The organism is Citrobacter freundii complex sp. 2024EL-00216 (assembly GCF_043945515.1).
GTDB classification, from domain to species: domain Bacteria; phylum Pseudomonadota; class Gammaproteobacteria; order Enterobacterales; family Enterobacteriaceae; genus Citrobacter; species Citrobacter portucalensis.
In genome coordinates, this window is the sequence record NZ_JBIMRA010000003.1 from 276,025 (window position 1) to 301,581 (window position 25,557).

General features: G+C 53.1%; 22 protein-coding genes and 1 tRNA gene. 5 read left to right on the forward strand and 18 right to left on the reverse strand.

Features of this window, described 5'->3' with window-relative positions; translation table 11 throughout:
• Window positions 1-90 precede the first annotated feature (90 nt).
• A complete protein-coding gene (locus tag ACHHZ7_RS05600) occupies window positions 91-1,320 on the forward strand; it encodes an amino acid permease (RefSeq protein ID WP_008785724.1) in 1,230 nt (409 codons plus the stop codon).
• Window positions 1,321-1,707: 387 nt separating this feature from the next.
• On the opposite strand, the gene rcnR is transcribed toward ACHHZ7_RS05600, so the two are convergent.
• Entirely contained in the window at window positions 1,708-1,980 is a 273-nt protein-coding gene (rcnR, locus tag ACHHZ7_RS05605) for a Ni(II)/Co(II)-binding transcriptional repressor RcnR (RefSeq protein WP_060683289.1), read from the reverse strand.
• Window positions 1,981-2,100: 120 nt separating this feature from the next.
• Here rcnR and ACHHZ7_RS05610 point away from each other — a divergent pair, with 120 nt between their 5' ends.
• Window positions 2,101-2,997, forward strand: a complete 897-nt coding sequence (locus ACHHZ7_RS05610) for a nickel/cobalt efflux protein RcnA (protein WP_060683288.1) — start codon at window positions 2,101-2,103, stop codon at window positions 2,995-2,997.
• A gap of 45 nt (window positions 2,998-3,042) precedes the next feature.
• Here the strand turns inward: ACHHZ7_RS05610 and ACHHZ7_RS05615 are convergent, their stop codons facing one another.
• From ACHHZ7_RS05615 to ACHHZ7_RS05645, 7 genes are all read right to left on the reverse strand, one after another.
• A complete protein-coding gene (locus ACHHZ7_RS05615) occupies window positions 3,043-4,425 on the reverse strand; it encodes an amidohydrolase family protein (protein ID WP_060683287.1) in 1,383 nt (460 codons plus the stop codon).
• 12 nt (window positions 4,426-4,437) lie between these two features.
• Window positions 4,438-5,388 carry a carbamate kinase family protein gene (locus ACHHZ7_RS05620; RefSeq protein WP_060683286.1) on the reverse strand — a complete coding sequence of 317 codons (951 nt, stop codon included), beginning with the start codon at window positions 5,386-5,388 and terminating at the stop codon, window positions 4,438-4,440.
• A 26-nt stretch (window positions 5,389-5,414) separates the two neighbouring features.
• Window positions 5,415-6,965, reverse strand: a complete 1,551-nt coding sequence (locus ACHHZ7_RS05625) for a hypothetical protein (protein WP_060683285.1) — start codon at window positions 6,963-6,965, stop codon at window positions 5,415-5,417.
• Window positions 6,966-7,082: 117 nt separating this feature from the next.
• The gene (locus ACHHZ7_RS05630; RefSeq protein ID WP_008785728.1) at window positions 7,083-8,501 is read right to left on the reverse strand and encodes a DUF1116 domain-containing protein; all 1,419 of its coding nucleotides are present in this window, start codon (window positions 8,499-8,501) and stop codon (window positions 7,083-7,085) included.
• Window positions 8,501-10,048: an acyl-CoA synthetase FdrA gene (gene fdrA / locus ACHHZ7_RS05635; RefSeq protein ID WP_060683284.1), complete on the reverse strand. Its 1,548-nt coding sequence runs from the start codon at window positions 10,046-10,048 to the stop codon at window positions 8,501-8,503. The genes ACHHZ7_RS05630 and fdrA overlap by 1 nt, the downstream gene beginning before the upstream one ends.
• Window positions 10,026-10,814 carry a DUF2877 domain-containing protein gene (locus tag ACHHZ7_RS05640; RefSeq protein ID WP_060683283.1) on the reverse strand — a complete coding sequence of 263 codons (789 nt, stop codon included), beginning with the start codon at window positions 10,812-10,814 and terminating at the stop codon, window positions 10,026-10,028. The genes fdrA and ACHHZ7_RS05640 overlap by 23 nt, the downstream gene beginning before the upstream one ends.
• 126 nt (window positions 10,815-10,940) lie before the next feature.
• Complete coding sequence (locus ACHHZ7_RS05645) at window positions 10,941-11,546, reverse strand: ankyrin repeat domain-containing protein (RefSeq protein ID WP_008785731.1); 606 nt, start codon at window positions 11,544-11,546, stop codon at window positions 10,941-10,943.
• A gap of 390 nt (window positions 11,547-11,936) precedes the next feature.
• Between ACHHZ7_RS05645 and ACHHZ7_RS05650 the strand changes: the two genes are divergently transcribed.
• Window positions 11,937-12,866: a LysR substrate-binding domain-containing protein gene (locus ACHHZ7_RS05650; RefSeq protein WP_003825551.1), complete on the forward strand. Its 930-nt coding sequence runs from the start codon at window positions 11,937-11,939 to the stop codon at window positions 12,864-12,866.
• A gap of 42 nt (window positions 12,867-12,908) precedes the next feature.
• Here ACHHZ7_RS05650 and ACHHZ7_RS05655 read toward each other — a convergent pair whose 3' ends face one another.
• From ACHHZ7_RS05655 to pgaA, 6 genes are all read right to left on the reverse strand, one after another.
• Window positions 12,909-13,181 (reverse strand): GNAT family N-acetyltransferase, encoded by a 273-nt coding sequence (locus ACHHZ7_RS05655; RefSeq protein WP_003033869.1) that lies wholly within the window; start codon window positions 13,179-13,181, stop codon window positions 12,909-12,911.
• 11 nt (window positions 13,182-13,192) lie between these two features.
• A complete protein-coding gene (yjdI, locus tag ACHHZ7_RS05660; protein WP_003825544.1) occupies window positions 13,193-13,423 on the reverse strand; it encodes a 4Fe-4S mono-cluster protein YjdI in 231 nt (76 codons plus the stop codon).
• A gap of 82 nt (window positions 13,424-13,505) precedes the next feature.
• Window positions 13,506-14,012: a poly-beta-1,6-N-acetyl-D-glucosamine biosynthesis protein PgaD gene (gene pgaD / locus ACHHZ7_RS05665; protein ID WP_003825542.1), complete on the reverse strand. Its 507-nt coding sequence runs from the start codon at window positions 14,010-14,012 to the stop codon at window positions 13,506-13,508.
• On the reverse strand, window positions 14,009-15,343 hold the full coding sequence (gene pgaC, locus ACHHZ7_RS05670; RefSeq protein WP_003033859.1) for a poly-beta-1,6-N-acetyl-D-glucosamine synthase: 1,335 nt from the start codon (window positions 15,341-15,343) through the stop codon (window positions 14,009-14,011). Before pgaC ends, pgaD begins: the two co-directional genes overlap by 4 nt.
• The gene (pgaB, locus tag ACHHZ7_RS05675; RefSeq protein WP_048215612.1) at window positions 15,340-17,361 is read right to left on the reverse strand and encodes a poly-beta-1,6-N-acetyl-D-glucosamine N-deacetylase PgaB; all 2,022 of its coding nucleotides are present in this window, start codon (window positions 17,359-17,361) and stop codon (window positions 15,340-15,342) included. Before pgaB ends, pgaC begins: the two co-directional genes overlap by 4 nt.
• A 9-nt stretch (window positions 17,362-17,370) precedes the next feature.
• Complete coding sequence (gene pgaA / locus ACHHZ7_RS05680) at window positions 17,371-19,833, reverse strand: poly-beta-1,6 N-acetyl-D-glucosamine export porin PgaA (RefSeq protein ID WP_060683282.1); 2,463 nt, start codon at window positions 19,831-19,833, stop codon at window positions 17,371-17,373.
• An 816-nt stretch (window positions 19,834-20,649) separates the two neighbouring features.
• Between pgaA and ACHHZ7_RS05685 the strand changes: the two genes are divergently transcribed.
• Window positions 20,650-21,186, forward strand: a complete 537-nt coding sequence (locus ACHHZ7_RS05685; RefSeq protein WP_060683281.1) for a GNAT family N-acetyltransferase — start codon at window positions 20,650-20,652, stop codon at window positions 21,184-21,186.
• A gap of 33 nt (window positions 21,187-21,219) precedes the next feature.
• Here ACHHZ7_RS05685 and ACHHZ7_RS05690 read toward each other — a convergent pair.
• Window positions 21,220-21,293: transfer RNA gene (locus tag ACHHZ7_RS05690), tRNA-Gly, on the reverse strand.
• 79 nt (window positions 21,294-21,372) lie between these two features.
• Window positions 21,373-22,131, reverse strand: coding sequence for an amidase activator ActS (gene actS, locus ACHHZ7_RS05695; protein ID WP_020996306.1), 759 nt, complete (start codon window positions 22,129-22,131; stop codon window positions 21,373-21,375).
• 166 nt (window positions 22,132-22,297) lie between these two features.
• Between actS and idi the strand changes: the two genes are divergently transcribed.
• Entirely contained in the window at window positions 22,298-22,852 is a 555-nt protein-coding gene (idi, locus tag ACHHZ7_RS05700) for an isopentenyl-diphosphate Delta-isomerase (protein WP_032944889.1), read from the forward strand.
• A 77-nt stretch (window positions 22,853-22,929) separates the two neighbouring features.
• Here the strand turns inward: idi and lysS are convergent, their stop codons facing one another.
• Together lysS and prfB are read right to left on the reverse strand one after the other, a co-directional pair.
• A complete protein-coding gene (gene lysS, locus ACHHZ7_RS05705; protein WP_395148748.1) occupies window positions 22,930-24,447 on the reverse strand; it encodes a lysine--tRNA ligase in 1,518 nt (505 codons plus the stop codon).
• A gap of 9 nt (window positions 24,448-24,456) precedes the next feature.
• A protein-coding gene (gene prfB, locus ACHHZ7_RS05710; protein WP_100194817.1) for a peptide chain release factor 2 occupies window positions 24,457-25,555 on the reverse strand; the annotation gives its coding sequence in 2 pieces (ribosomal slippage) (window positions 24,457-25,479 and window positions 25,481-25,555; 1,098 coding nt in all).
• Window positions 25,556-25,557: the final 2 nt, after the last annotated feature.

Below are 25,557 nucleotides of genomic sequence, written 5' to 3' on the forward strand. Positions count from 1 at the left end.
TCGCCCTCTTGTTCACACCTCCCCCAGCCTCTGCCATTTGTGGTAAATTGCGCTTCTTTTTGTTTATTTTATAGTTGATACGTTCAAATAATGTCGAAATTTTGGTCAAAAGAAGAGACTCTCTGGAGCTTCGCACTATATGGGACTGCCGTCGGCGCAGGAACCCTATTCCTACCCATACAGCTGGGTTCTGCAGGCGCGGTAGTATTGTTTATCACCGCACTCGTCGCCTGGCCTTTAACCTACTGGCCGCACAAGGCGCTGTGTCAGTTTATCCTGTCCTCAAAAACGTCGGCTGGTGAAGGGATCACTGGCGCGGTTACCCACTACTACGGCAAGAAGATTGGCAGCCTGATCACCACCCTCTATTTTATTGCCTTCTTTGTGGTGGTGCTGATCTACGCCGTAGCGATAACCAATTCACTCACTGAACAGCTGGCAAAACATATCACTATCGATCTGCGGATCCGCATGTTGGTCAGCCTTGGCGTGGTGCTGGTGCTGAACCTGATTTTTCTGATGGGCCGACAAGCTACTATTCGGGTCATGGGCTTTTTGGTGTTCCCGCTCATCGCGTACTTTTTGTTCCTTTCGCTCTACCTGACCGGAAGCTGGCAGCCAACGCTACTCACCGGCCAGATGTCTTTCGATCAGCACACGCTTCATCAGGTTTGGATATCTATTCCCGTGATGGTTTTCGCTTTTAGCCATACGCCAATTATCTCTACGTTCGCCATCGACAGACGAGAGAAATACGGCGAGCAGGCCATGGGTAAATGCAAAAAAATCATGAAGGTAGCCTACGTCATCATCTGCCTGAGCGTACTGTTTTTCGTCTTCAGCTGCTTGCTTTCGATTCCGACAAACTATATCGAAGACGCGAAAAATGAAGGCGTGACGATTCTTTCCGCGCTGTCGATGATGCCAAACGCACCGGCATGGCTGTCGATTTCCGGGATCATCGTTGCCGTTGTCGCGATGTCAAAATCGTTCCTCGGCACCTACTTTGGCGTGATTGAAGGGGCAACGGAGGTAGTAAAAACGTCGTTGCATCAGGTGGGTGTGAAGAAAAGCCGGGCCTTTAACCGCGCTCTGTCCATCATGCTTGTCTCGGCTATCACGTTTATCATCTGCTGCATTAATCCTAATGCTATTTCAATGATTTACGCGATAAGCGGCCCGCTGATTGCCATGATTCTATTTATCATGCCGACATTGTCTACCTATCTGATCCCGGCGCTGAAGCCGTACCGTTCAGTGGGTAATCTGATCACCCTGATTGTCGGTCTGCTGTGCGTATCTGTGATGTTTTTTGGCTAGAACGTGTTGTTTAACGGCTCATTCTCCTGGAAGTGGGTGCGATGTCGTTCAGTTAACGACTCAATTTCAGAAAGTATCAACCTGTGTTGGCGGAAGTAATGAACATGCTATCTCAGAGAAGGGTTCCGTTCACCTCATGTTCATCGTTTCTCTGAAGCACCGATTCCTGTGAACGTGCAAGGGAGGCTCACCGCCGCCTCCCTTGCAACCTAGGCTCCCGGCGGGATTGTAAAGGGCGTGGCGAAGAACGCCCTTTACACGTTCACGGGTATCAATGCTTCAGAAAAATAACACTGCTGAGGTGAACGGAACCCTGAGAAAGAATCACATGTTCACCCTACATGCTTAACTGGACGGTATTGAACGTGGATGAGCCGTTAAACTGACTTATTTGATGTACGAATCCAGCACTTTCAGGACCACATCCAAATCCTCTTCGCGCTTAATTTCATCGCCCTGATGCACAATGTGCTCGGTCAGATGACCTTTAATCACTTCACGCATTAATCCGTTTACTGCCCCGCGGATCGCCGCTATTTGCTGCAATACTGCCGCGCATTCATGCGGTTCATCCAGCATGGCTTTCAACGCCGCTACCTGCCCCTGAATCTTGCTGGTTCGGGCTTTCAGCTTTTGTTTGTCGCGGATCGTATGTGACATAACTTTACCTTTTTAACGTCTGGCTGTAGGGACAATACCATCGACATTCTACTGGGGGGTAGTATTTGATACTGGGGGGGAGTAGAATCAGGCGAAATTAAACAACTAAGAATCATTCTCATGGGTGAGTTTTCTACGCTTCTTCAGCAAGGTAACGCCTGGTTTTTCATTCCCAGCGCGATTCTATTGGGTGTGTTGCACGGCCTGGAGCCGGGGCATTCCAAGACGATGATGGCGGCCTTTATTATTGCCATTAAGGGGACCATCAAACAGGCGGTGATGCTGGGGCTGGCAGCAACGCTGTCGCATACCGCCGTGGTATGGCTGATTGCGCTCGGTGGGATGTATATCAGCAAAGCGTTTACTGCCCAGGCCGTTGAGCCCTGGCTGCAGTTTGTCTCGGCGATTATTATTCTCGGGACCGCATTCTGGATGTTCTGGCGAACCTGGCAGGGAGAGCAGAACTGGCTGGCCCAGACGCATCACGACCACAATCACGACCATCACCACCACCATGATCATGATCATGATGACCATCATCATGACCACGATGACGATCATCACCATCATCATCACGAACACGAGCATAATCACGACCATGCCGCACTGGCAGGACTCACCGAAGGATCGAAAGAGTATCAGGATGCCCACGAACGGGCGCATGCCACCGATATTCAGCGCCGCTTTGCGGGCAAAGAGGTCACCAACGGCCAAATATTACTGTTCGGTCTGACCGGCGGGCTTATCCCGTGCCCAGCCGCCATTACGGTGCTGCTGATTTGCATCCAGCTCAAAGCCTTCACGCTGGGTGCGACCATGGTGCTGTGCTTCAGCCTCGGGCTGGCGCTGACGCTGGTAACGGTGGGCGTGGGAGCGGCAATCAGCGTGCAACAGGCGGCCAAACGCTGGAGCGGATTTAACACGCTGGCACGCAAAGCTCCCTATTTTTCCAGCGCACTCATTGGCATGGTGGGGTTGTATATGGGGATCCACGGCTATCTGGGAATTGTCGGCTAACAAGCAAAGAGCGCAGCAGCGATTGCCGCCGCGCGTAAAACCAGATTAGCTTGCGACACTCCCCCACACCAGTTGCCCTTTATGGAAGGTCGCGGTGCGTGGGGAAATTCGCGCGACCGCTTCCGCCGAACAGGAGGCATCCACCAGCACAAAACTGGCTTCATCCTGCGCTTTCGGCCACACGCGCTCACCTTTATCGTTTAGCGGCAGCACATCGCCGGTGGCAAGAAACAGCGCACGCGACAGGTTAAGCTCATTGGGGCGAATATAGAGCTGGGCGTACAGATTCGCCTTCTCCAGCATGTCTCCCAGCCCGTACGGCGACCAGTGATCAATTACGCTGTCGGTTCCGGTAATCACCTCCACGCCTTTATCGCGCAGCTGCTTGAGCGGCATGTGCAAGGTACCGATCGGCACCGTCGAGGCAATGGTAATCTGCTGCGCCGCCATACGGCCCGCCAGCGCGTCAACCTGCTGTTCGTTCAACGTTGCCAGCGCAAACGCGTGGCTGATGGTCAGTTTGCCCTTTAACTGCGGCGTTTTCTCCACCGTTTCCACCATGTAATTCACCGCCGCCACACCCGCCGGACTGGTTTCATGCAGATGGATATCTACACCTTTATCGTAATCCAGCGCAATCTGGAACATGGTGTCGAGGGATTTTTCCATCGCTCCATCGACGCTGGTTGGGTCCAGACCGCCGACGTAATGCGCTCCCGCCTGCATCGCTTCACGCATCAGCGGTTCAGATTTTGATAACAGCAGGCCATGCTGCGGAAATGCCACGATTTCACAGGCAAAACCCGGTTGACGACGCGCCAGTACCGCCTGCAGGTTTTCGAGATTTTTCAGCCCGGAAACCGGTTCTATGTTGCAGTGGCTGCGGGCGATCGAGGTGCCTTTTGATTGCAGCAGATCGATCAGCTTTTCTGCGCGCTCCTGCGTATAAGGCTGGAGTTCAGGCAGCAGCTTTTGTTCCAGGCGGATCATATCCTGAATAGTGGTGCCAGCCGGACGGTTCAGCGAACGCCAGGGACCGCCGTAAAAGGTTTTATCCAGATGGATGTGCATGTCGCGCATGGCGGGCAGCATCAGCTTTCCACCCGCATCATAGTGGGGCAGAGTCGCATCCGGATGCTGCTTATTCTCGCGCAGCGCAACGATTTTTCCGTCCTGGATTTCAACGGTTTGCAGCGCGGTACGGGTGTGCACCACCACCGAGTTTTCGTAATCAAAGCCCGCTTCCAGCAGGACGTTATCCAGGTAATAGTGTTTATCGTTAATCGTCATTGTGCTCTTCGACCCGCAGGTGTTCCCGACAGGATTAGCAGCATACGCGACCGGAGCGACCGCGCCAAACAGCGCGGCAGCGGTCACCATTTTTCCGCTCTGGCTTAAAAATTCACGGCGGCTGTTACTTTCCTTCATTCACGTCTCCTCTCAGGAATGGACAATATGGGTGCCCGTTTCGCCGCGCAGTGCGGCAGGCAGGCATTCCGGCGTGGTGATGATCACTCGTTTACCGCCACGCTCCAGAAACGCCAGGCTGGCAACGATCTTGGGTAACATGCTGCCAGGCGGGAAATGTCCCTCCTGCATGTAACGGGTCATCGTTGCGACATCCACCGTATCCAGCACCTGCTGGTTGGGTTTGCCAAAATGAATACAGACCTGCTCGACGCCGGTGGTGATCACCAAAATGTCGGCGCGGATCTCCTGCGCCAGTAGCGCCGTGGAGAGATCTTTATCAATCACCGCGTCCACGCTCTGGTAATCCCCTTGATCGCTACGCACCACCGGGATCCCGCCGCCGCCCGCGCCAATAACCACAAAGCCTTGCTGGGTCAGCGTTTTGATCGCCTCCGCCTCGACAATGCGCTTCGGTTGTGGAGAGGCGACTACCCGACGGTAGCCGCGCCCCGAATCCTCAACAAAGCGCCAGCCCGGATTGACCCGCTGCAGTTCATCACGCTGCACTTCGCTAAAGAACGCTCCAATGGGCTTGGTCGGATTAGCGAAGCCCGGATCGTTTTTGTCGACCTCCACCTGCGTGACCACCGTAACTGCCCTCTGCTCACCGCACCGCGCCAGACGGTTATTCAGCGCCTGTTGGATCAGGTAACCGATACCGCCCTGCGTATCGGCAACGCAGTTTGCCAGCGGGGTAAGCGGCAGCCCTTCACGCTCGTGTGCGATTTCCGCACGCCGTAGATCCAGCCCTACCTGTGGCCCGTTACCGTGCGTCAGCACAATGTTGTAGTCCGATGCCAGCATCTCCAGCACCGTATCCGCTACCGCTTTCACCGCTTCAGCCTGGTGTTCAATCGACTGGCTGGCGTTATCTTTGATAATGCTGTTGCCGCCAATGGCAACGACCACAAGTTCTTTCATAGTGTTATCTTCCGCTTGCAGGCAATTCAGGTCGTTTTCGTTGGTTCCTGCTCAGGCGCAGTCACCGCTTCACGGCTATCAAGAACATGCTTGAGGACAAACATGCCACTCATCATCAGGTAGGCCACAACAAACATCATCGAGCTGCCTTCCGCAAAGCCAACCGCCGGGGAGTGAATCACGCCAAACAGCGATAACAGCGCGCCAAAGGCTGCGGCAATCGCCCCGCGTAACGGCTTGTTCATAATGGCGAAGATAGCGACGCAGCCCCACAGCATGCTGGCCAGCGGTGCGCCGCTTCCCAGATGCACCAGTCCGTCGTAATAGACACCTTTGCTGTGCAGCAAGTCACTACCCAGTTTCCCCGCGGATGTTCCGGCGGCACCCATCACGCTGTTGACGATGGTCAATGCCCAGTTGGCGATCCACGGGAACAGACAGATGAAGATAACGGGAACCTCGACTTTGGGCGTTTCTCGCACCACCTGGTTGGCGGTCACCACGCCGATAAACACCAGAATCGGCACTATCGCGGTCATCGGAATAATGGCGAGCATAAACGCGCCCAGCCCAAACAGCGGCACCAGGAACATGGTGATGCCTGAAGCGAGGGTATAGCCGATGCTGGCGCCCATCGCTTTCCAGCCCGCATGCCCAACATATACGGTCACCGGGAACGGGTTACCCAGCATGCAGCCGAGCATGGAGGCAAAGCCGTTCGCCATCATGACCTTACGGGTGTTGTACTCATCGCCCGCCGCGTGCGCACTTTCAATGTTCTCAAGGTCAAAAATATAGTTCGCCAGGCCCAAAGGAACTGCAGAAGCCAGATACGGCAGTGCGTGCGGTAAACCTTGCAAGAAGCTGTCGACATGAATTTCCGGCGGGTTGAAGCCAAAGGAAGACATCGAAGCTTTAATGGCTTCCGGGCTTTGTAAACCGGAGATCCACGCCAGGGCCGTACCGGCAATCAGCAGCAGTAAACCGGTAGGAATACGGGCAAAAATCGGCTTCTTACCGAACCAGTTAATGAAGATCAGCAACAGGACGATGAAAGAAACCGTCGGCGCTTCGAATGCCTGCAGCATCGGGTTCATCGCCAGCAGCAACAGCCCCAGGCCGGACAGACAAGAAAGCAGTACCGTACGTGGGATCATCTTGCGGATGGTCTCGCCCAGGAAGGAGCCGCCGACCAGGATCAGCGCTTCGACAAAGCACCACACCAGGGCTATCTGGATAGCGAAGTTGGCATCTTGGGTTTGCTGATAAACCGGCATCAGCACCAGGAAGGTCACGGTGAAGATTGACGGTGCACTCGGTCCGGACGGCAGCGCCGTTACGTCGTTACGCCCGGTGTGCTTTGCCATCTGCAGGCCAAACCAGGCGTAGCAGACGCTGGCCACCAGCACCGCCAGACCAAAGGCAGGCGCAATACGACCGTAGACAATTTCGGTAGGGATCCCGACGACAAAAATGAGCAGCCCCATCATTGTCAGCAGGTTAGTCAGGTTGTTGGTCATCAGCCCAAAGTAAGCCGCCCAGTCACCACGTTTCCATTCTAGTTTTATGCTGTTCATGGAATATCCTTAACAGGTTAAGCATCATTTGCGATCGCGGAGATCGCCCGGCCCTGCAGGTAAGCAACGTTTTTCGCTTCGCTACTGTGGGGCTAACCGCGTTAGCCCCGGTTATTGTTATTGGCAGTAGCGGTCGCGCCAGTTGAGGATCGCCTTTTCAAAACAGGCGAACGGCGGGTGAACTATTCCGGCGCCGATCATGCCGATCCCCGCGTCTTTGTGCGCAATAGCGGTGTTGATCACTGGCAAAATGCCGGTGCTGCCCACGCGCGTAATGTCGATAGCGGTCGGTACGCCCATAAAACCAAGCAGCGGAATGGTGACGTTGGGGTTTTCGCCGAGAGTGATTTCTCGCATCTGGCGAGAGAAATCAACGGCCTCTTCGACCGTACCGCCCACCAGCGCTACGATGGCCGGTGCCGTCGCCATCGCGAAACCGCCAATGCCGTAGGTTTCTGTTATCGCGCTATCGCCGATATCACGTCCGGAATCTTCCGGCTTATAGCCCGCAAACATCGGCCCAATCACCTGCTGCGCCGGACCGGTAAACCACTGGCCCGGTAAGCCGCTAATGCGCAGACCGAACTCAACGCCGTTGCGCGCCATCGTCGTCACCACGGTGCTGTATTCAATACCGTGTGCAGCGTCCATTGCGGCTTTACACATCGCCATCCAGGTCGGTCCGGAGAAGTAATCACTACTAAGGACGAACTCGAACACCTCACGTTGCTGCTCAACCGGATAGCCGGTCTGAATAATCCACGGCGTCAGCGCCTGAATCAGCAGCGCCGTCCCGGCGTTGTTGCGGTTATGGCACTCATCACCCATGTGCAATGCCTGCGCCAGCATCAGGCGCAGATCGATTTCGCCCGCCAGCTTCATAGCGTCACGCAGCATCGGTCCCAGCACATCGCGCATCCAGTTCAAACGATCGATAACGCTCTGATCGTTCGCGCCCATACGCAGGATCTTCGCCATCTGCTCGCTCATATTGGTATATGCGCGGTTGCCATAGGTTTTGTTCTCGACGATGTGCATAAACATCGATGCCGACGTCACGCCCGCCATCGAGCCGACACAGTCATGCTCGTGGCACGGAGAGAAGATGATTTCACCCGAGGCGGCCAGTTCGGCGGCTTCATCCAGATCTTTCGCCAGCCCTTCAAAGACCAGCGCCCCGGTTACCGCCCCCTTCATTGCGCCGCACATTTTTTCCCAGCGGATTGGCGGCCCGGCGTGCAGGATGGTGTTACGGGTCATGCCCGGCACGACGTTGATCGCCTGGTCATAGCCAATCAGCACCGGATGCGACTGGATAATGCGTTCCAGCGCCTGCTGGTTAGCGGCCGCGATTTTGTCTGCCAGCGGTGAATCGGCAATGTCGTCCAGTGCCGCTACCACCTGCATGTTGCCCTGGCCCGGCGGCGTCCAGTCGAGCTGGGTCACCGGTACGTTCTGCTTTTTCAGGTCATCGCTGAACATTGCGATACCAACGTTAATCACGTTCAGCGGCTGGTTAAACAGTGTCTGGCTCATCAGGCTTCCTCCCCTTTACAGATAAATTCACGCGCCAGCAATCCGGTGTTGGTGCTACTGCTCGCCCAGATAACCCCGGCGTCGGTCAGCATCTGACACTGTTTTTCCAGCGACGGCGTATCAAGATCGGTTCCCAGCACATAGCCGAGGATCTCAAGCGGACGACCGTCTGCGGCGGCGATCGCTTTGGCTTCAACGATCGCATCGAGCATCACGCCAACCGGATCTTCATGCGATCCAAATCCAAGGACGAAGTCCATCACGATCACGCCAACTTCAGGATCGCGCGCTTCCTGTAACAGACGACTAATGCGGTTGGTGGGATCGATCATCGGGTGCGGTTTGCCGTTGGTAAAATCGTCATCACCGAAATCGAGGAAGGTATGCGCCACGCTGCGGTTGAGATCTTTCAGGCGGAATGCCGGATCCGGATGAATGTTGCTGTAAACTTCGGCATGTTTTTCCATGGCAGCAAACATCGCCTCATCGCACAACGTGCCGCCACAGAACAAGCCACGGATGTACTTTTGTTGCGGGGTCAGACGGGCGCGAACCTCTTCAATCAGCGGCCAGTTGAGCGGATGCAGATCCAGACTCTCTTTTTTCACGCCGGTCAGCAGTACCGCTTTCAACGCCGCCTCTTTAGTACCGCGGGCAAACTGCAGGCCTTTTTCATCCGCAGGCGCGGCTTCACGTCCGAGGAAACACACCACCACGGGCTTATGACAGGCGCGCGCACGTTCCAGCACCTTGCGCGCCACCGCTGGCGCAGGCGGTTTGGAGATAAGTGCGATGATCTCAGTTTGCGGATCGGCCTCCAGCATGCCAATCGCGTCAAGCATCATCAGGCCACCAATCTTTTCGCTAAGATCGCGTCCACCTGTGCCAATCAACTGGGAAATTCCGCCGCCAAATTCGTGAATGCGTACGCTCAGCTCCTGGCTGCCGGTACCGGAGGCACCAATAATTCCGATGTTGCCGCGACGCACCGCGTTGCCAAAACACAGCGCCGCGCCGTTAATGATGGCGGTTCCGCAATCTGGCCCCATCATCAACAGTCCTTTTTCATGCGCCAGCTGCTTAAGCGCCAGCTCGTCCTCAAGAGAGACGTTGTCAGAGAACAGCATCACATTGAGGTTATTTTGCAGCGCCTGGCGCGCTTCACGCGCGGCAAACAGGCCATTGACTGAGATCACCGCCAGATTGCTCTCAGGAACATGCTTCTTCGCGCTGGCAAGCGTGGCATAGCGCGCTTCATGCTGGCCACCCTGCTCTTTATGCGTAAACAGATCGTCAATCGCCACCAGCGTCTGGTCGTTCGCCGCCTCGCTGGCGCCTTTAATGACAATCATCAGATCGCCACTTTTCGCCTCTTCCAGCTCAGGCGTCAGCAGGCCGAGATTCTTCAGCACACCCTTATTCATCTCTGTCGCCATAGCCACAAACGCCTGCTCAACGCCATCGAGCTTATTTGCGCGCGTGGAGATAGACATCAGTGAGACAGAATCAAAATACGTGTTCTTTTTAACAACTATCCTGATCGACATAATTCCCTCCGGACCTGTGGCTCAGGGCGCAGGCATCCGCCATGCCATACAGCATGTCGCAGCCAGAACTTGAACCGATATTTTTAATGTCAGTAATATATTGCGTAGAAACGAGTTGTTGCTCAGTAATAAATTGGTTCAGCAGCCGTCCGATGCTTTCCCGATAACGCTGATTAAATGCTTCCTCTAGCGTTATTTTGCTAAGTAGCGTTGTATTATTTCCTGCACGTTGCAATGCCGCTAAAAAATCGTCTCTATATTTCCTCAGCGGATGTCCGGGAATAAATAAAATGGTGCTTAAGCCTACTAAATAATCATCCGATGAGGGCGTCAGCCCTATCCCCAAACCAATTAAATGGCTGACCGCCGTAGTAATATTTTCTCCTGTACGCAACGCCGTCAGTAATGTTTGTCGGCGGTTGAGTAATTGACGGGTGATTTCCTGATAAAACGGATTGTCACCCCGGTACAGAAATAATGTGTCGTCGCTTTTTAGCTGTTGGCGGATAACCTCTTCCCAGTGCTGCCAGCCGACTGCGGCAAGGCTTGCTGCATCAGATGTCCACCGTGGTATTCGCCACAGCTGGCAACCGGCGGTTTCTATCCATTTATCATTGCCAACAACTATTCCCGACCCGCTAAAATTGACCCGCTCACCGGGGTGAAACAGGTCTTCACAATGCGTCAGCGCCAACCGACAGCTGTTAGGGGCGTTATCACAATCTTCACTCAGTAACGTCAGCAGCCGCTGCTGTTCGGGTATCAACAGGTTTACCGCGTGGGAAAAAACCTGTTCAACCCGTCCCGTTCCCCGGAAAGTGAGAAACGCGCTGTCTGCGGTTAGCGCCCGTACGCATCGCCGTGATGGCGTAGCGATAATGGCGCTCCTGTGTCAGGCTCCGGCCGCAATCAGCAGCTCGGCAATTTCGTGGTACCCTTTCTCTCGCGCCAGTTCCAGCGGGGTTTTACCGTATTTATCCGTCATGTGCGGGTTTGCGCCATGGTCAAGCAGCAGCTTAACGATCTCCTGCTGCTTCGCACCGCCGTCATTTAGCACGATGGCTTCCAGGAGCGGCGTCCAGCCAACAAAATTAGTATGGTTGACATTGATATCGGTACGCAGCAGTAGTTCGCGCACGATCTCGACATGACCTTTTTCGCTGGCAGGTGTAATACCAACGCCGCCAAAACGGCTCAGGCAATTGAGGTCGGGGTCAGCCGGTAATACCGTACGCAACAGCGTTAAATCATTAGTCAGGCAGCTAATCAGGAAGGGATTAAAACAAGTTTGATCTTGTTTATTAATATCGGCACCCGCAGCAATCAATAAAGAAACACAGTCATAATGTTTATTCAGGCTGGCAATAATAATGGCAGTACGCCCCTGGCGGTTGGTGGCGTTAATATCCACATTTTTTGCCAGACAGGATTTTAATCCATCGGCATTGCCCTGCTCTGCCGCCAGCAGAAATTCAGTAATGAGTTCTTTCTCTGACATAATCGCTCTCCTGCAGTTTTTTAGACTTTTTAAATATCCGATAACCTGAGAATAGCAATAGAGTGCAGAGAATAACATCCGCTTAAATTTCATTCATCGTTAGCGCATCGATTATTGAATCAATTTTAACAATGAGAGCAAAACGTGCTGTAGTGCAATCTTTCCCTTATGGCTGGGGCCCTTTTAGCCACTAATCAGTAGTCCGGAAAATCAGGCGGTATGCTGCACGGATAGCGGCCTGCAATTAAAATACAGAAGTGTGATTGCCTTCAAATCAAATGTAAAACTAGTGTTAAATTCTGTTCAAAACTGATTGCTCTGTATAAGGATTACAAATACATTCAACAATCATCGTGGTGCGGATGCGCATTGTCGCCGGAGGGGAGAAAGATGAATTCAATATTTACCGAGGAAAACCTACTGGCATTTACGATGGCTGCCCGCTATAGCAGTTTCAGCAAGGCAGCGGAGGAGCTTGGCTTAACCACATCGGCAATTAGTTACACCATTAAGCGCATGGAAATGGGTCTCGACGTGGTGCTGTTTACCCGCAGTACTCGCAGCATTGAGCTGACCGAGTCCGGGCGTTACCTGTTTCGCAAGGCGACCGACCTGCTCAACGATTTCCACGCCATCAAGCGCAGCATTGATACCATCGCTCAGGGAATTGAGGCTCGGGTGCGCATCTGCATTAACCAGCTGTTGTATACCCCTCAACATACGGCGAGGCTGCTGCAGGTACTCAAGAAACAGTTTCCAACCTGCCAGATAACCGTCACTACAGAGGTGTATAACGGCGTCTGGGATTCGATCATCAATAACCTGGCCAATATCGCCATTGGCGCGCCCGATACATTACTGGACGGCGGCGGAATTGATTACACCGAGATCGGCGCGATCCGTTGGTCGTTCGCGATTGCTCCGGATCATCCGCTGGCGTTTATGCCTGAACCCATCTCTGAGAGCCAACTGCGCCTGTACCCGAACATCATGGTGGAAGACACCGCACACACCATCAACAAAAAAGTCGGTTGGCTGTTACACGGTCAAGAGTCGATTCTGGTTCCCGATTTTAATACCAAGTGCCAGTGCCAGATCCTGGGGGAGGGCATCGGTTTTCTGCCAGACTATATGGTGCGCGAGGCGATGGAAAAGTCATTGCTGGTGACACGGCAGATCCACAACCCACGTCAGGATTCACGAATGCTTTTGGCAACCCAGCATTCGGCAACCGGTCGTGTCACTCAGTGGATTAAAAAAGAGTTTGGCCCACAAGGGATACTGACGGGGATTTATCAGGATTTACTGCATCGGGCGTGATGCACCGGGTGGCTGTTATACCTTCCGGTGCATATAAGATAATCAGGCGCGGATATCGTCGTACTCGCGGGTTTTATCAAATTCATGTTTGGCAAACGGGCACAGCGGAATAACTTTGCGGTTTTCAGCGCGCATCTTCTCTACCACTTTCGCCACCAGCTGTTTGCCGACGCCCTGACCTTTCAGGCTGGGATCGACATCGGTATGTTCAATGATGCTCAGATGCTCGCCCGTCGGCACGAAAACAATCTCGGCAACCTGGTTGCCCTCAGCATCATTGACATAAAACTTGTTATGGCCTGCAAGAATTTCCATGCTTCCCTCACTCATTTTTGGCGATATTTCAGCGCACCGCTCGGACAGGTATCGATGACCTTGATGACCGTGGCAACGTCCACTTCATCCGGAATAATCCACGGTTTACGTTTCAGGTTAAACAGCTTCGCGCTTCCCCGCACGCAATTGCCCGAATGCTGACACATCGCCGTGTTGAAGTAGACGTCAATCTTCTCGCCGGTATAGGCCCGGTAACCTGCATCCAGTAGTTCCTTATCCACGACATTGCCTCGCATTTTTTTATTGTCTGGGTCTAATCATAGACCTATGCGAGGCTGAAGGAAGCGGCTGAAAGCAGAAATATCATTCAGGCTTTTTCTGTATCGACGGCTGCGGCTCTGGCGGCAAATACTCCAGCATCGCAGGCGTCGGCGGCGGGAGGCGGTTATCGGCAATATCCCTGTCCACATCGATATGACTGATTTCGCCATTCTCATGATGGTGGACCGTCAGCACCCTCGCCTTGTTCAGTTCCGTAACCAGCTCCCGGGTAATACGCAAACTTTCTGCCAGCTCATGGTCTTCAAGCCCGGGTCTGCGACTGCGGCGTTCGACCCGAAAACGAAACTGGTTGTACTTCGCCCAGCCAATCAGCACCAGGCCGTTGACCAGGGCGACAAGGATATAAAACGTGACCGTATCCAGCGTGGTGAAAAAGGGTCGCACACCCATATACGGTGAATGCGCCAGGGCTGTGATCAGCCCTTTATAGATCAAATAGATAAATCCAACCCATGCGATGGCCGTCAACAACACATCGATGATGCGCGGCAGCAAACGCCGCTCCGTGAAGATCAGTGGCTGGTTCATGATTCAATCCTCCCAATACCGCGGTCAGGACTAACCCAACGCGCTCTGCCACGTTTGCGTTTGAGCATCACTTTCGGGAACGCGACCAGCGTGGTGAACAGGCTTAGCATCCAGTACACCACCGGGAACCAGATAATCCAGAACAACGAGGCGCCAATGCCTTTTTCATAGCGTCGTTCAATCATCAGGCTCACCGCAAACTGCAGCAAGCACACCACGCCGAGGATAAGCCCGGTAAAGGCTGGCGGGAAAAGATGCTGTACATACAGCGAGTCCGGCATCGGGATCATCAGTCCTAACAGGAACAGCACGATACTGATCGCATAGGCAAAAGACCAGGCGGTAGAAAAACAGAACTCAAGAAACAGCGGCCACATGCGACGGAACTCCCACGACCACAGACGACGCATGTTAACGATAAACACCTCTGCACCACCCTGCGCCCAGCGCAAACGCTGCTTCCATAGCCCTTTTAACGTTTCAGGCATCAGGATCCAGCACAGCGCGCGCGGCTCAAAGAATACCGACCAGTGGCGCAATTGCAGCTTCCAGCTGATATCGATATCTTCGGTGATCATGTCCGGGCTCCAGTAACCGACCTCGGCCAACGCGCGACGACGAAACGCCGCAACTACGCCGGAAACGGTAAAGATCTGCCCATAGACTCGCTGAGTACGCTTAATTAAGCCGATAATGGAAGAGAACTCACCGACCTGCACACGACCGATTAACGTAGAGCGGGTTCGAATACGCGGGTTCCCCGTCACTGCACCAACGCGCGGGAACTGGATCAGAGGAGCCACAATATAGGCAACGGCATCACGATCCAGTAACGCATCGCCATCAATGCACACCAGGTAATCACTGCGCGCAGCGGCTGCACCGGTCTTGAGCGCCAGCGCTTTACCCTGGTTTTCAGCCAGATGAATCACCCGCAGGCTGGGGTATTCCACTGCCAGTTGTTCCAGCACGTCGTGAGTGTCATCCGTCGAACCATCGTTGATGGCGATCACTTCGATATTCTTATATCGCTGTGCCAGTGCTGCCTCAATGGTTTCACGCGCGTTGATCCCTTCGTTAAAACAGGGGATCAGAATGGACACCAGCGGATTCCCCGGCAGGGTCGGTGGTGGCGTGTCATCTCCCCATTTCCAGTGACGTTCACGGTAAAACCAGAAATAGACCCCGCCGCTTATCCACAAAGCAGACATGAACAAAGGCCAGAAGAAGACGAAGTTCAACATCACTTCACCTGTAAAGATGACTGCCACACCAAACGGCAGGCTGAACATCAGGCAAAGTATCAGGAAAGCAATAATGCGATCGGTCATTTTTGCGGATACCAGTATGAGGAGAACGTCGAGCGAATCTCTGACATCTCAGGTTTGTCGCTGATGAAATCATCCGGGTAATAGCCGTAGTTACCTGCACCGCTTAATTTCAGCTGGCGCATCCATTCGGCTATTTGTTTTCCGCTGATTTCAGCCTGATCCCCGGATTTACGCCAGTCTCGTGCCTGCAGTTCAAACACGGTTTTATCCAGCGCCCCAGGGGTTTGTGCAACGGCATTCACCAGTCGGTCAAGCCATGCGTTGGCATCATTGGCCGGGATCTGTTCCATGAATGGCATCGCCATCGGCGCCGTCCAGTCATAGGTATTGAGGAAATCATTCAGGTTTTGTGCAAACCAGGCTTCACTTTCAGGCTCCAGTACCGGCATGGCGTAAATATTGCGCGCAGTTTGCACCTGTGGACCGCGAATATTACGCACCGTCCGGGTCAGTTGTTTGGTGAAGTCAATCAGCATCTTACTTTTCAGGCGAGTCCAGCGCTCGAACGCCTGAGGATTATTACGTATTTGCTCGATACTGCCCGGAAGCCCTGCGGCACGGTAGGCGGCTAACGCCTCCGGTGACGCATCTTCAAAATCCGTCAGGAAAGCATCGTCATGGAACAAAATACCTTTGAAGCTGGCGTGCTTCGCCAGGTCTTCATAGATTTCAGTGATGCGTTTGCGCGCTTCGCTGTCCCAGGGCGAGAGACGAACATAGTTCTCGTGATTGATAGCAGTGCGTCCCGTTTTCGGATCCCATGCGGTTACGCGTGGAATGGACGCGTCGAGATCGAAAGCCAGAACCGGCATCCAGGCATACACCGTCACCCCTGCCCGCGTTTGTAACTGCCAGGAGATATAGTTAAAGAGATCGGCACGCATCGGCAGCCAGCGGTTGGGGAAATAGAGTTCGCGAATATTCCCGTCGCCCTGCGGATCGGCGTACGCCTGCAGGAAGACATGAGAAATACGCATGTCATAAACGCGCTGGATCAGCTTATCGATATTTCGCTTCTGCTGAGCAGGGTCTTTGTCATACACGTAATCCAGATCGACATGCATCACGCGCATCGTCTGTGGTTCACGGACCTGAGCGACCTGACTGGCAAAGCGCTTAAGGGATGGGTTATCAGAAATCAGCACGCGCGGAATATCATCGAGAAACGCGGCATTTGCCAACCCTTCATTAAGCGTAAAGGCCATCTTATAGCCATGCTCTTTGGCCAGGTTTAACGTTGTACCGTTGGCTGCGCCGTAAGGCCATACCCACGCGCGCGGCGATTTTCCGGTCACCGCTTTGATCTTGTTAGTGATCAGAGAGATATCCGTGTTTATACGTCGCGTGTACTGTTCGTCCGTTTCGTAAGTGCCGGTTTTCTTATCATACAGGCGGTTCGCCACAGCGGGCTCTTTACTCCCCTGCGGGTTGGCCTCAGCGCCAAAGTGCGAGTTCCAGGTGTGCGCACCGACTTCTACCAACGGCGACTTGCCCATTTCTTCGACCATTTTCCAGGTGGCGAATTTGTCTCGCGCGGTCATTAAGCCGCCAAAATCGACTTTTTTGTTGGCTGGCGCATCAACCCAACTGCCTACAGGCGCCCAGAGCGCAGGCCAGTTATAGGCTTTCAGCAATGGCCAGACGCGGGTATAAAAACTGCTATATCCGTCGTCAAAGGTGAGTAATACCGCTTTTTCCGGCAGTACAATTTTACCGTCATGGGCGTCCAGAATTTGCTGCACGCTGATCGGCTGATAGCCATTATCACGCAGCCAGGCCATTTGGTCGCTCAACGCGCTGGTACGCACAGAGAGGTAGCGCTGGTCGGCTGCACCATCCTCCACATCATGGTAGCCGAGCACCAGAAAGCTATTTTTCGGCCACGGATGATCCGCCGTCAGCGGCGTTCTCTCTGCGGGAGGAACATAGCGAGGCGTTGTATTGTGCGCGCTGCTGCACGCGGTAATCATCAGCCAGCCAGCGATTAATGCGCTAAGCCACAGGCATCTTTTCAGCATGAACAATCCTTAAAACCTGACATTTAAATCGAAAGCGAGGGAGATATTCCGCTCACGTTTACCGTCATAGGGGCGTTTATCCCAAATCAGCATCACCCCGCCGTCTACGACGTTGTTCCATTTAAGCCGTTGGCCGTATCCCACCTGGACGATAGCGCCTGCATCTTCACCTTGCTGCCAGTAGCCACCTACGCCAGCCAGACCTTGCTGCGTCCAGACGGTATCATAGTGGCGGTAAAGAACCTGCTCTGCGCTCAGGCCAGGGACAACCGAAAAATCACTCTTCGGGTTGTAATACGGAACATTTTCTTTGGTGTTGGTGCTCCCGCCGATACCCGGCGTAAAGTCCAGCGTGAAGCGCGGCGTGGTCCACATGCGCTCTTTTCCGCTGAGTCCATATTCGATGCGATCGTTACCGTCCGAGAAATGTGATGCGGCAAACGACAGTTGATATTCACGTCGTTCGTTTTGATACCAGCGAACAAACATATCGCCGCCGTTGGCATACACGCCACTACGCAGCGCGCGCAACGGGGTATTGCGAGAGAGGCGCTCGGCCGACCCACCAACGCGCCAGTTGTCATTGAAGTCATGCCAGCCGGATAGACGCCCGCCAATCTTCTGACCATCGCCATAATTTCGGCCTGACACTTCCATTTCCGCCCAGTAATCACGGGAAGTCCATTCAGCCCCCGCCGCCAGATCGCGGCTGATGCCCTTCCCTTCCTCAAATTCACCAGTAGCAAAGTTGAATCCGGTAAACAGTCGCCAGTTGTCATTAATCGGCGGACTGTAAATAGCCGTGTTGATGTTGAAGTCATTCTTACCGCTGACCGGGCTATCGGACGAGATCCCCTGCGTTCCGCTAATGCGCACTTCCGACATTTTGTGGACATCACGAATACGCGCGAGGCGCAGCGTCGCTTCATCATCCGGGCTACGGGCAATAACGTCATCCGTCAGTTCATCTGCCTGTTTCCACTCCTGAAGATTCAGTGCAACGTAAGCCTGCTGACGTTCCAGCTCCAGGTTGCTTGGTTCAATGACTTCCGCCAGCTTAAGCTCTTTCTCCGCCGCATGCGGCAACCCACGCGCTTCAAGCACAGAGGCATAAGATATGCGCAGTCCCTGGTTACCAGAGCCTGTTCGTGCCAGATGCTCTGCGAGCTTTTCTGCCTCTGGCAGTTCATTGGCAGCGATATGATATTGCGTCAGTAGCGACTGTCCGAGCAGCCAGTTATCGTTAGGCTGCGGCGTTGGCGAGCCATAGATACGCCGCAGATACGGACTCTCTTTGATCAAATCATCGACTTGTTTTTTGGCAGCATCGAAGTTTTCATTATCAATGTGCGCGTAGAACAGATCTTGTTGATCCTCAGGACTGAGCGGCGTCACCGGGATAGGTCCATTCGGGTAGTAGATGCTCGCCAGCATCGCTTCGGTTTTTTCCGGCTGGCGTTCGCTTAACCATGCTGATGCCACCCAGCGTTTTGCATAGTTTGGTACTTCGCCGCTTGCAGAAAGGGATTCATACTCATCAATCACTTCGGCAGTACGCTTACGCACCAACAGGGCACCCATACGGTCAATTCTCGCCCGACGGACATCATTCTGCGCAGACGGCTCATCTTTCCAGGCCGCCAGCAACTGGTCATAACGGGCCAGCGCTTTATCGGCCACGATAAACCGTTCTTCTTCATTACGTGCGGACGTATAGGAGGAGCGTACCATTTCAGCCGCCGCATCAAGCTCAAGACGGCGCTTCACTGGATCAGCAGTGGGAACGACCTCCGCCATATTTAAAGCGGGTCCGGAAACGCGGTTCGCCGACAGCGCAGATAGCAGCGTGGATTTTGCATTTTTGTTGCCTGGATCAACATCATCCGCCTGGCTGGCAACCAACAGTGCATCCCAGTTTTTCCCCTGAGAATGATATACGTAGGCAAGCAGTGCGTCGGAGTCTGCGCCCGGATGCGCCTGCGCCCATTTATTCGCTTCAGTAAGGGCTTGTTGGTTGTAGCGCGCATCCGCCAACGTCATTATCCAGCCGGTGCGTACATCCACGTTATCAGGCTCTTCCTGTAAAACGCTTTCCCACACCGCCAATGAATCATTCCAGTTTTTCTGGTTACGGTACGCACGTGCAGCGGCGACTTTGCCGCGCGCAGGCACATCCATCTGCCCACGATACCGCTGCCAGATTTCAATGGTTGTTTTATCGTTGTTATCGACCCAACCAGAAACTTGCAACCAGTCGGCAACCTGATTTGGCGTTAGCGCACTTTTCTTTCCCTGATCCTCAAGGTAGCGCAATAGCGGCGCACTATTCCCTCCCCGCGCTTCAATAACCAAAGCATCATAATCTGATACCGCAGCAGAGATTTGCATAGGGAAAAGAATGCTTGCCGTAAATAAACAGCTTACAGACTTAAAACGTTTAATGAAGTTGGCATGTCGACGCATACTGAACATATCTGCCCTTATATCTTACATCAGAGTAAAAATAAGCGTTTTCAATAAGTTACGGTCAATCCCTGACAGTTGCCGACCATGTAAGATGCACTGCCGCTTATTTCGTAATAGGGTTATGAAGCAATTAATTCTTTCGTCTTATTGACTACCCGCACCGCGTCCTCTAATCGTTGGACAGGAGGCATAAACTCGGGAATTTTATCACTCCATGTAGTTCGTGGCTACGCAATAAGAAAAGTCTTAGGCAAAAAAGTATTTTAGACTAAATAATCCTAATACTCTTGGGATTGAATTCTGGATTTAAACAAAGTTTGCCCGGTGACATCATGTGACGATGCTTACTATTGCTGGTTAGCATAGCTACACCGCGCAACTGTTTGCATGGTAACTATTTTGAGAGGTGAATAGAGAAAAATCTGATAATAGGCTCTCTGCTAACAACAAAATATAACTTAATTTTTAGGGCTCAAACAGGGCCAATGAAATGAAAATAAGGGTACAGGCGCAAGAAGAATTAGATACAGTAACAATGCGTTGAAATCAAACAACTTTATTTATCATTTTTCGAAACCTACCATAATTGGTATTTGGAAACTCAATCAAATACATGCGTGAATAATTGTGTATTACTCTACCTGTTAATATATTTACCAACCTTGCGTACTATTGACAATATCAACCACAATCAATTATTTCCCCTTACAATATGCAAGCCTATTTGCATTACAAGCAACTGATAGAAGCATAATTTTTTGCACTTACCTTCCCCTCAGTCTTTCAGGTAATCTGGGCAAAGACGCCAATGGGAGCCGGTCAATGAAAATCGTTAACGCAGAAGAAAAGCACATCCCCGCCATACGCGATATCTATGCACATCATGTTCTTCACGGTACCGGCAGCTTTGAAACCGACCCGCCGGATGCAAACGAGATGCTTGCTCGTCTGGAAAAAATCCGCAGCCTTGGGCTACCGTGGGTCGTCGCGCTGCAGGAAGATAAGGTCATGGGATATTGCTACCTCACCCGCTACCGCGAGCGCTATGCCTACCGCTATACCCTTGAGGATTCGATTTATATTGCTCCAACGGCTCAGCGTCAGGGTGTAGGAAAAGCCTTACTGCGTCATGTGATTGGCTGGGCTGAAGCACAGGGTTATCGGCAACTGATTGCCATCGTCGGCGACAGCAATAATCAGGGATCGTTAAAAGTCCATCAGCAGGCCGGATTTACGCAAATCGGCACACTGAAAAACATTGGCTTCAAACATGGGCTATGGCTCGACACGGTATTGCTACAACGTAATCTGGGTGAAGGTAACGGCACGCTACCACCGGATTCCGGTGTCGCTATCTAACGTTTTTAAGGATTAATTACAGGGAGAGAATTTTGGAGCGGGCGAAGGGAATCGAACCCTCGTATAGAGCTTGGGAAGCTCTCGTTCTACCATTGAACTACGCCCGCATCGAAGTGCGTAAGGGATTATAAACCTTACGCTCTTCTTGGCAAGGGACTAACCGACTGACTGGCGATTAAATCACCGTCAGCATTTTGGCTTACTGCCCTGCGGCGGCAAATAACGCAGCGGATCGATAGCCGTCGCCCGGTAGCGGATTTGGAAATGCAGCCGCACCGTAGTCGCATCCGAGCTGCCCATCGTCGCGATTTTCTGCCCGGCCTTCACGTTTTGACCGTTGTTCACCAGCATGGTGTCATTATGCGCATACGCAGTGATGTAGTCCTCACTGTGCTTAATCATGATGAGATTACCATAGCCCCGCAGCTGATTACCGACGTAAACCACCTTCCCGGCGCCGGCGGCATAAATCGGTGTACCGCGCGCAGCCGAGATATCAATGCCCTTGTTGCCGCCGTCCGCGGTTGAATAAGGCAGGATCACCTTACCGCTGGCAGGCCACAGCCAGCAACGTTGCCCTACCGGAGGCCAGGAAGACTGCGGTACGGACGAAGACGGTCTGACCGCTGCCGTTTTGGTTGAGGATTTCTTGGTTGTTTTGCCAGAGTTAGAACTGGTTTTCGCGCCACCGCTGACCTTCAGTTTTTGCCCTACTTCAATGGTATAGGGCGGTGAAATATTATTCAGGCGGGCGATCTCTTTCACGCTGGTCCCGGTAGCGCGCGAAATACGGTATAGCGTATCCCCCCGCTTCACGGTATACACGGAGCCGGAATAACTTCCTGTATCAGACGACTTGCTCCCGGAACACCCTGCTAACAGCAGACCGACGCACAGCAACATCACGATACCCAGGCCATTTTTCTTCAGGCGTCCTGCACTCAAAACAATACCTCGCAACATTTTCAGACGCTTTATCATAGCAGCCAGAAACCGGATGCCAAATCATATCGCGCAACGAACCGTCGGCCCTGGCATTTCACACCCTCTGTTAATCAATCTGACTTAATTAAGCATATAATATGGATGCTTAAGATTGATGGTGGACGCTATGCGACAGGAACATGTCATTTTATTGAATGAGCAGGACCAACCCTGCGGAACGCTGGAAAAATATGCGGCGCATACCGCCACAACCCCCCTGCATTCCGCTTTCTCGTGCTGGATATTTAACGAGCTGGGCCAACTGCTGGTCACCCGCCGCTCGCTGCACAAAAAAGCCTGGCCTGGCGTCTGGACCAACTCTGTCTGTGGTCACCCGCAGTTGGGTGAAACCCACGAAGCCGCTATTGTCCGCCGGGCTCGCTTCGAACTGGGTGCAGACATCGACTCGCTCAGCCCCGTGTATGCTGACTTTCGTTATCGCGCTACAGACCCGAGTGGAATTGTGGAAAACGAAGTGTGCCCGGTTTATGCCGCACATATCGTAAGTCCGCTACAGCTAAACCCAGATGAAGTGATGGATTGCCAGTGGAGCAGTCTTGAGGATGTCTTAAGCGGGATTGACGCGACGCCGTGGGCTTTTAGCCCGTGGATGGTAATGCAGGTTGCAGACAAAGAAGCGCGTACGCTGTTGCGGAATTACTGCCAACAAATTATTGCCTGATGGCGCTACGCTTATCTGGCCTACATAACGAATCGTAGGCCGGATAAGGCGTCAGCCGCCATCCGGCATTTCACATCTTACTTAACCGGGCGCATCGCCGGGAACAGGATCACGTCGCGGATAGTGTGGCTGTTGGTGAACAGCATAACCATACGGTCGATACCAATGCCCAGACCCGCAGTCGGCGGCAGACCGTGTTCCAGAGCGGTAACGTAGTCTTCGTCATAGAACATTGCTTCGTCATCACCCGCATCTTTAGCGTTAACCTGATCCTGGAAACGCTGCGCCTGATCTTCCGCATCGTTCAGCTCGCTGAAACCGTTACCGATTTCACGTCCGCCGATGAAGAATTCGAAGCGGTCAGTGATTTCCGGGTTTTCGTCATTACGACGCGCCAGCGGAGAAACTTCTGCCGGGTACTCGGTAATGAAGGTCGGTTGAATCAGGTGCGCTTCCGCAACTTCTTCAAAGATCTCGGTCACGATACGGCCCAGACCCCAGCTCTTCTCAACTTTGATGCCGATAGATTCAGCAATCGCTTTTGCAGAGTCGAAGTTATCCAGATCGGCCATGTTGGTTTCCGGACGGTATTTCTGAATCGCTTCGCGCATGGTCAGTTTTTCGAACGGCTTACCGAAGTCGAAGACTTCTTCACCATAAGGCACTTCAGTCGTTCCCAGAACGTTCTGCGCCAGCGTACGGAACAGCGATTCGGTCAGTTCGATCAGATCTTTGTAGTCCGCATAAGCCATGTAGAGTTCCATCATGGTGAACTCTGGGTTATGGCGAACAGAGATGCCTTCGTTACGGAAGTTACGGTTAATTTCGAACAGGCGTTCGAAGCCGCCAACCACCAGACGCTTGAGGTACAGTTCCGGCGCAATACGCAGGTACATATCCAGATCCAGCGCGTTATGATGGGTGATGAACGGACGCGCAGCGGCACCGCCAGGGATCACCTGCATCATCGGGGTTTCCACTTCCATAAAGCCGCGACCCACCATGAACTGACGGATGCCAGCCATAATTTGTGAACGCACTTTAAAGGTATTGCGGGATTCATCGTTAGAGATGAGATCCAGGTAACGTTGACGATAGCGCGCTTCCTGATCCTGCAGACCGTGGAATTTGTCCGGCAGCGGGCGCAGCGCTTTGGTCAGCAGACGCAGTTCGGTGCAGTGAATAGACAACTCACCGGTCTTGGTCTTGAACAACTTACCTTTCGCGCCGAGGATATCGCCCAGATCCCATTTTTTGAACTGCTCGTTGTAGACGCCTTCAGGCAGGTCATCGCGAGCAACGTACAGCTGAATACGGCCGCCAACGTCCTGCAGCGTAACGAATGATGCTTTACCCATAATACGACGGGTCATCATACGGCCAGCAACGGATACCTCAATGTTCAGCGCTTCCAGCTCTTCGTTTTCTTTCGCGTCGAAGTCAGCATGCAGTTGGTCTGAGGTATGATCGCGACGGAAATCGTTCGGGAACGGGATCCCCTGCTCACGCAGGCTCGCCAGCTTCTCACGGCGCGTTTTCAGTTCATTGTTAAGGTCGGCTACCGCGTCAGCGCCCTGTACGTGTTGTTCAGACATGTTGGTTCCTCATAACCCTGCTTTCAAACTTGCTTCGATAAATTGATCCAGGCTGCCATCCAGCACCGCCTGCGTGTTACGGGTTTCAACCCCGGTACGCAGATCTTTGATGCGGGAGTCATCAAGGACATAAGAACGAATCTGGCTACCCCAGCCGATATCTGACTTGTTGTCTTCCATCGCCTGTTTCTCGGCATTCTTCTTCTGCATTTCCAGTTCATAAAGCTTCGCTTTCATCTGCTTCATGGCCTGGTCTTTGTTCTTGTGCTGGGAACGGTCGTTCTGACACTGCGTCACAATCCCAGTCGGGATGTGGGTAATACGCACCGCAGATTCCGTACGGTTAACGTGCTGACCACCCGCACCGGAGGCACGGTAAACGTCAATACGCAGATCCGCCGGGTTGATATCGATATCAATATCATCATCAACTTCCGGATAAACAAACGCAGAACTGAACGACGTATGGCGACGTCCGCCGGAGTCGAACGGACTCTTACGAACCAGACGGTGTACGCCGGTTTCAGTACGCAGCCAACCGTACGCATATTCGCCAGCAATTCTGATGGTTACGGATTTAATACCCGCCACTTCACCTTCAGACTCTTCAATAATTTCAGTCTTAAAGCCGCGCGCTTCAGCCCAACGCAGATACATGCGCATCAGCATGCTTGCCCAGTCCTGCGCTTCCGTACCGCCAGAACCTGCCTGAATATCGAGATAGCAATCTGCGCTGTCATATTCACCGGAGAACATACGACGGAATTCCAGCTGGGCCAGCTTATCTTCCAGCGTGTCGAGTTCTGCTACGGCTTCGTTAAAGGTTTCTTCGTCGTCGGCTTCTACAGCCAGTTCCAGCAGGCCGGAGACATCTTCCAGGCCCTGGCTCATCTGATCGAGCGTATCAACGATGGCTTCAAGAGAAGAACGCTCTTTACCCAGCGCCTGCGCGCGTTCGGGTTCGTTCCATACGTCCGGCTGTTCCAGCTCGGCGTTTACTTCTTCCAGACGCTCTTTCTTGGCATCATAGTCAAAGATACCCCCTAAGAACGTCAGAGCGCTCCGTGAGGTCCTGAATGCGGTTATTTACCGGATTAATTTCAAACATTG

Coding starts and splice junctions, on each gene's coding strand:
- ACHHZ7_RS05610 (WP_060683288.1), top strand. CDS start 2,101: ATGGGTGAGTTTTCTACGCTTCTTCAGCAAGGTAACGCCTGGTTTTTC.
- rcnR (WP_060683289.1), bottom strand. CDS start 1,980: ATGTCACATACGATCCGCGACAAACAAAAGCTGAAAGCCCGAACCAGC.
- lysS (WP_395148748.1), bottom strand. CDS start 24,447: ATGTCTGAACAACACGTACAGGGCGCTGACGCGGTAGCCGACCTTAAC.
- ACHHZ7_RS05615 (WP_060683287.1), bottom strand. CDS start 4,425: ATGAAGGAAAGTAACAGCCGCCGTGAATTTTTAAGCCAGAGCGGAAAA.
- ACHHZ7_RS05620 (WP_060683286.1), bottom strand. CDS start 5,388: ATGAAAGAACTTGTGGTCGTTGCCATTGGCGGCAACAGCATTATCAAA.
- fdrA (WP_060683284.1), bottom strand. CDS start 10,048: ATGTCGATCAGGATAGTTGTTAAAAAGAACACGTATTTTGATTCTGTC.
- pgaD (WP_003825542.1), bottom strand. CDS start 14,012: ATGAACCAGCCACTGATCTTCACGGAGCGGCGTTTGCTGCCGCGCATC.
- ACHHZ7_RS05685 (WP_060683281.1), top strand. CDS start 20,650: ATGAAAATCGTTAACGCAGAAGAAAAGCACATCCCCGCCATACGCGAT.
- pgaA (WP_060683282.1), bottom strand. CDS start 19,833: ATGTTCAGTATGCGTCGACATGCCAACTTCATTAAACGTTTTAAGTCT.
- pgaC (WP_003033859.1), bottom strand. CDS start 15,343: ATGACCGATCGCATTATTGCTTTCCTGATACTTTGCCTGATGTTCAGC.
- idi (WP_032944889.1), top strand. CDS start 22,298: ATGCGACAGGAACATGTCATTTTATTGAATGAGCAGGACCAACCCTGC.
- ACHHZ7_RS05625 (WP_060683285.1), bottom strand. CDS start 6,965: ATGAACAGCATAAAACTAGAATGGAAACGTGGTGACTGGGCGGCTTAC.
- ACHHZ7_RS05600 (WP_008785724.1), top strand. CDS start 91: ATGTCGAAATTTTGGTCAAAAGAAGAGACTCTCTGGAGCTTCGCACTA.
- ACHHZ7_RS05650 (WP_003825551.1), top strand. CDS start 11,937: ATGAATTCAATATTTACCGAGGAAAACCTACTGGCATTTACGATGGCT.
- ACHHZ7_RS05655 (WP_003033869.1), bottom strand. CDS start 13,181: ATGGAAATTCTTGCAGGCCATAACAAGTTTTATGTCAATGATGCTGAG.
- ACHHZ7_RS05630 (WP_008785728.1), bottom strand. CDS start 8,501: ATGAGCCAGACACTGTTTAACCAGCCGCTGAACGTGATTAACGTTGGT.
- ACHHZ7_RS05645 (WP_008785731.1), bottom strand. CDS start 11,546: ATGTCAGAGAAAGAACTCATTACTGAATTTCTGCTGGCGGCAGAGCAG.
- pgaB (WP_048215612.1), bottom strand. CDS start 17,361: ATGCTGAAAAGATGCCTGTGGCTTAGCGCATTAATCGCTGGCTGGCTG.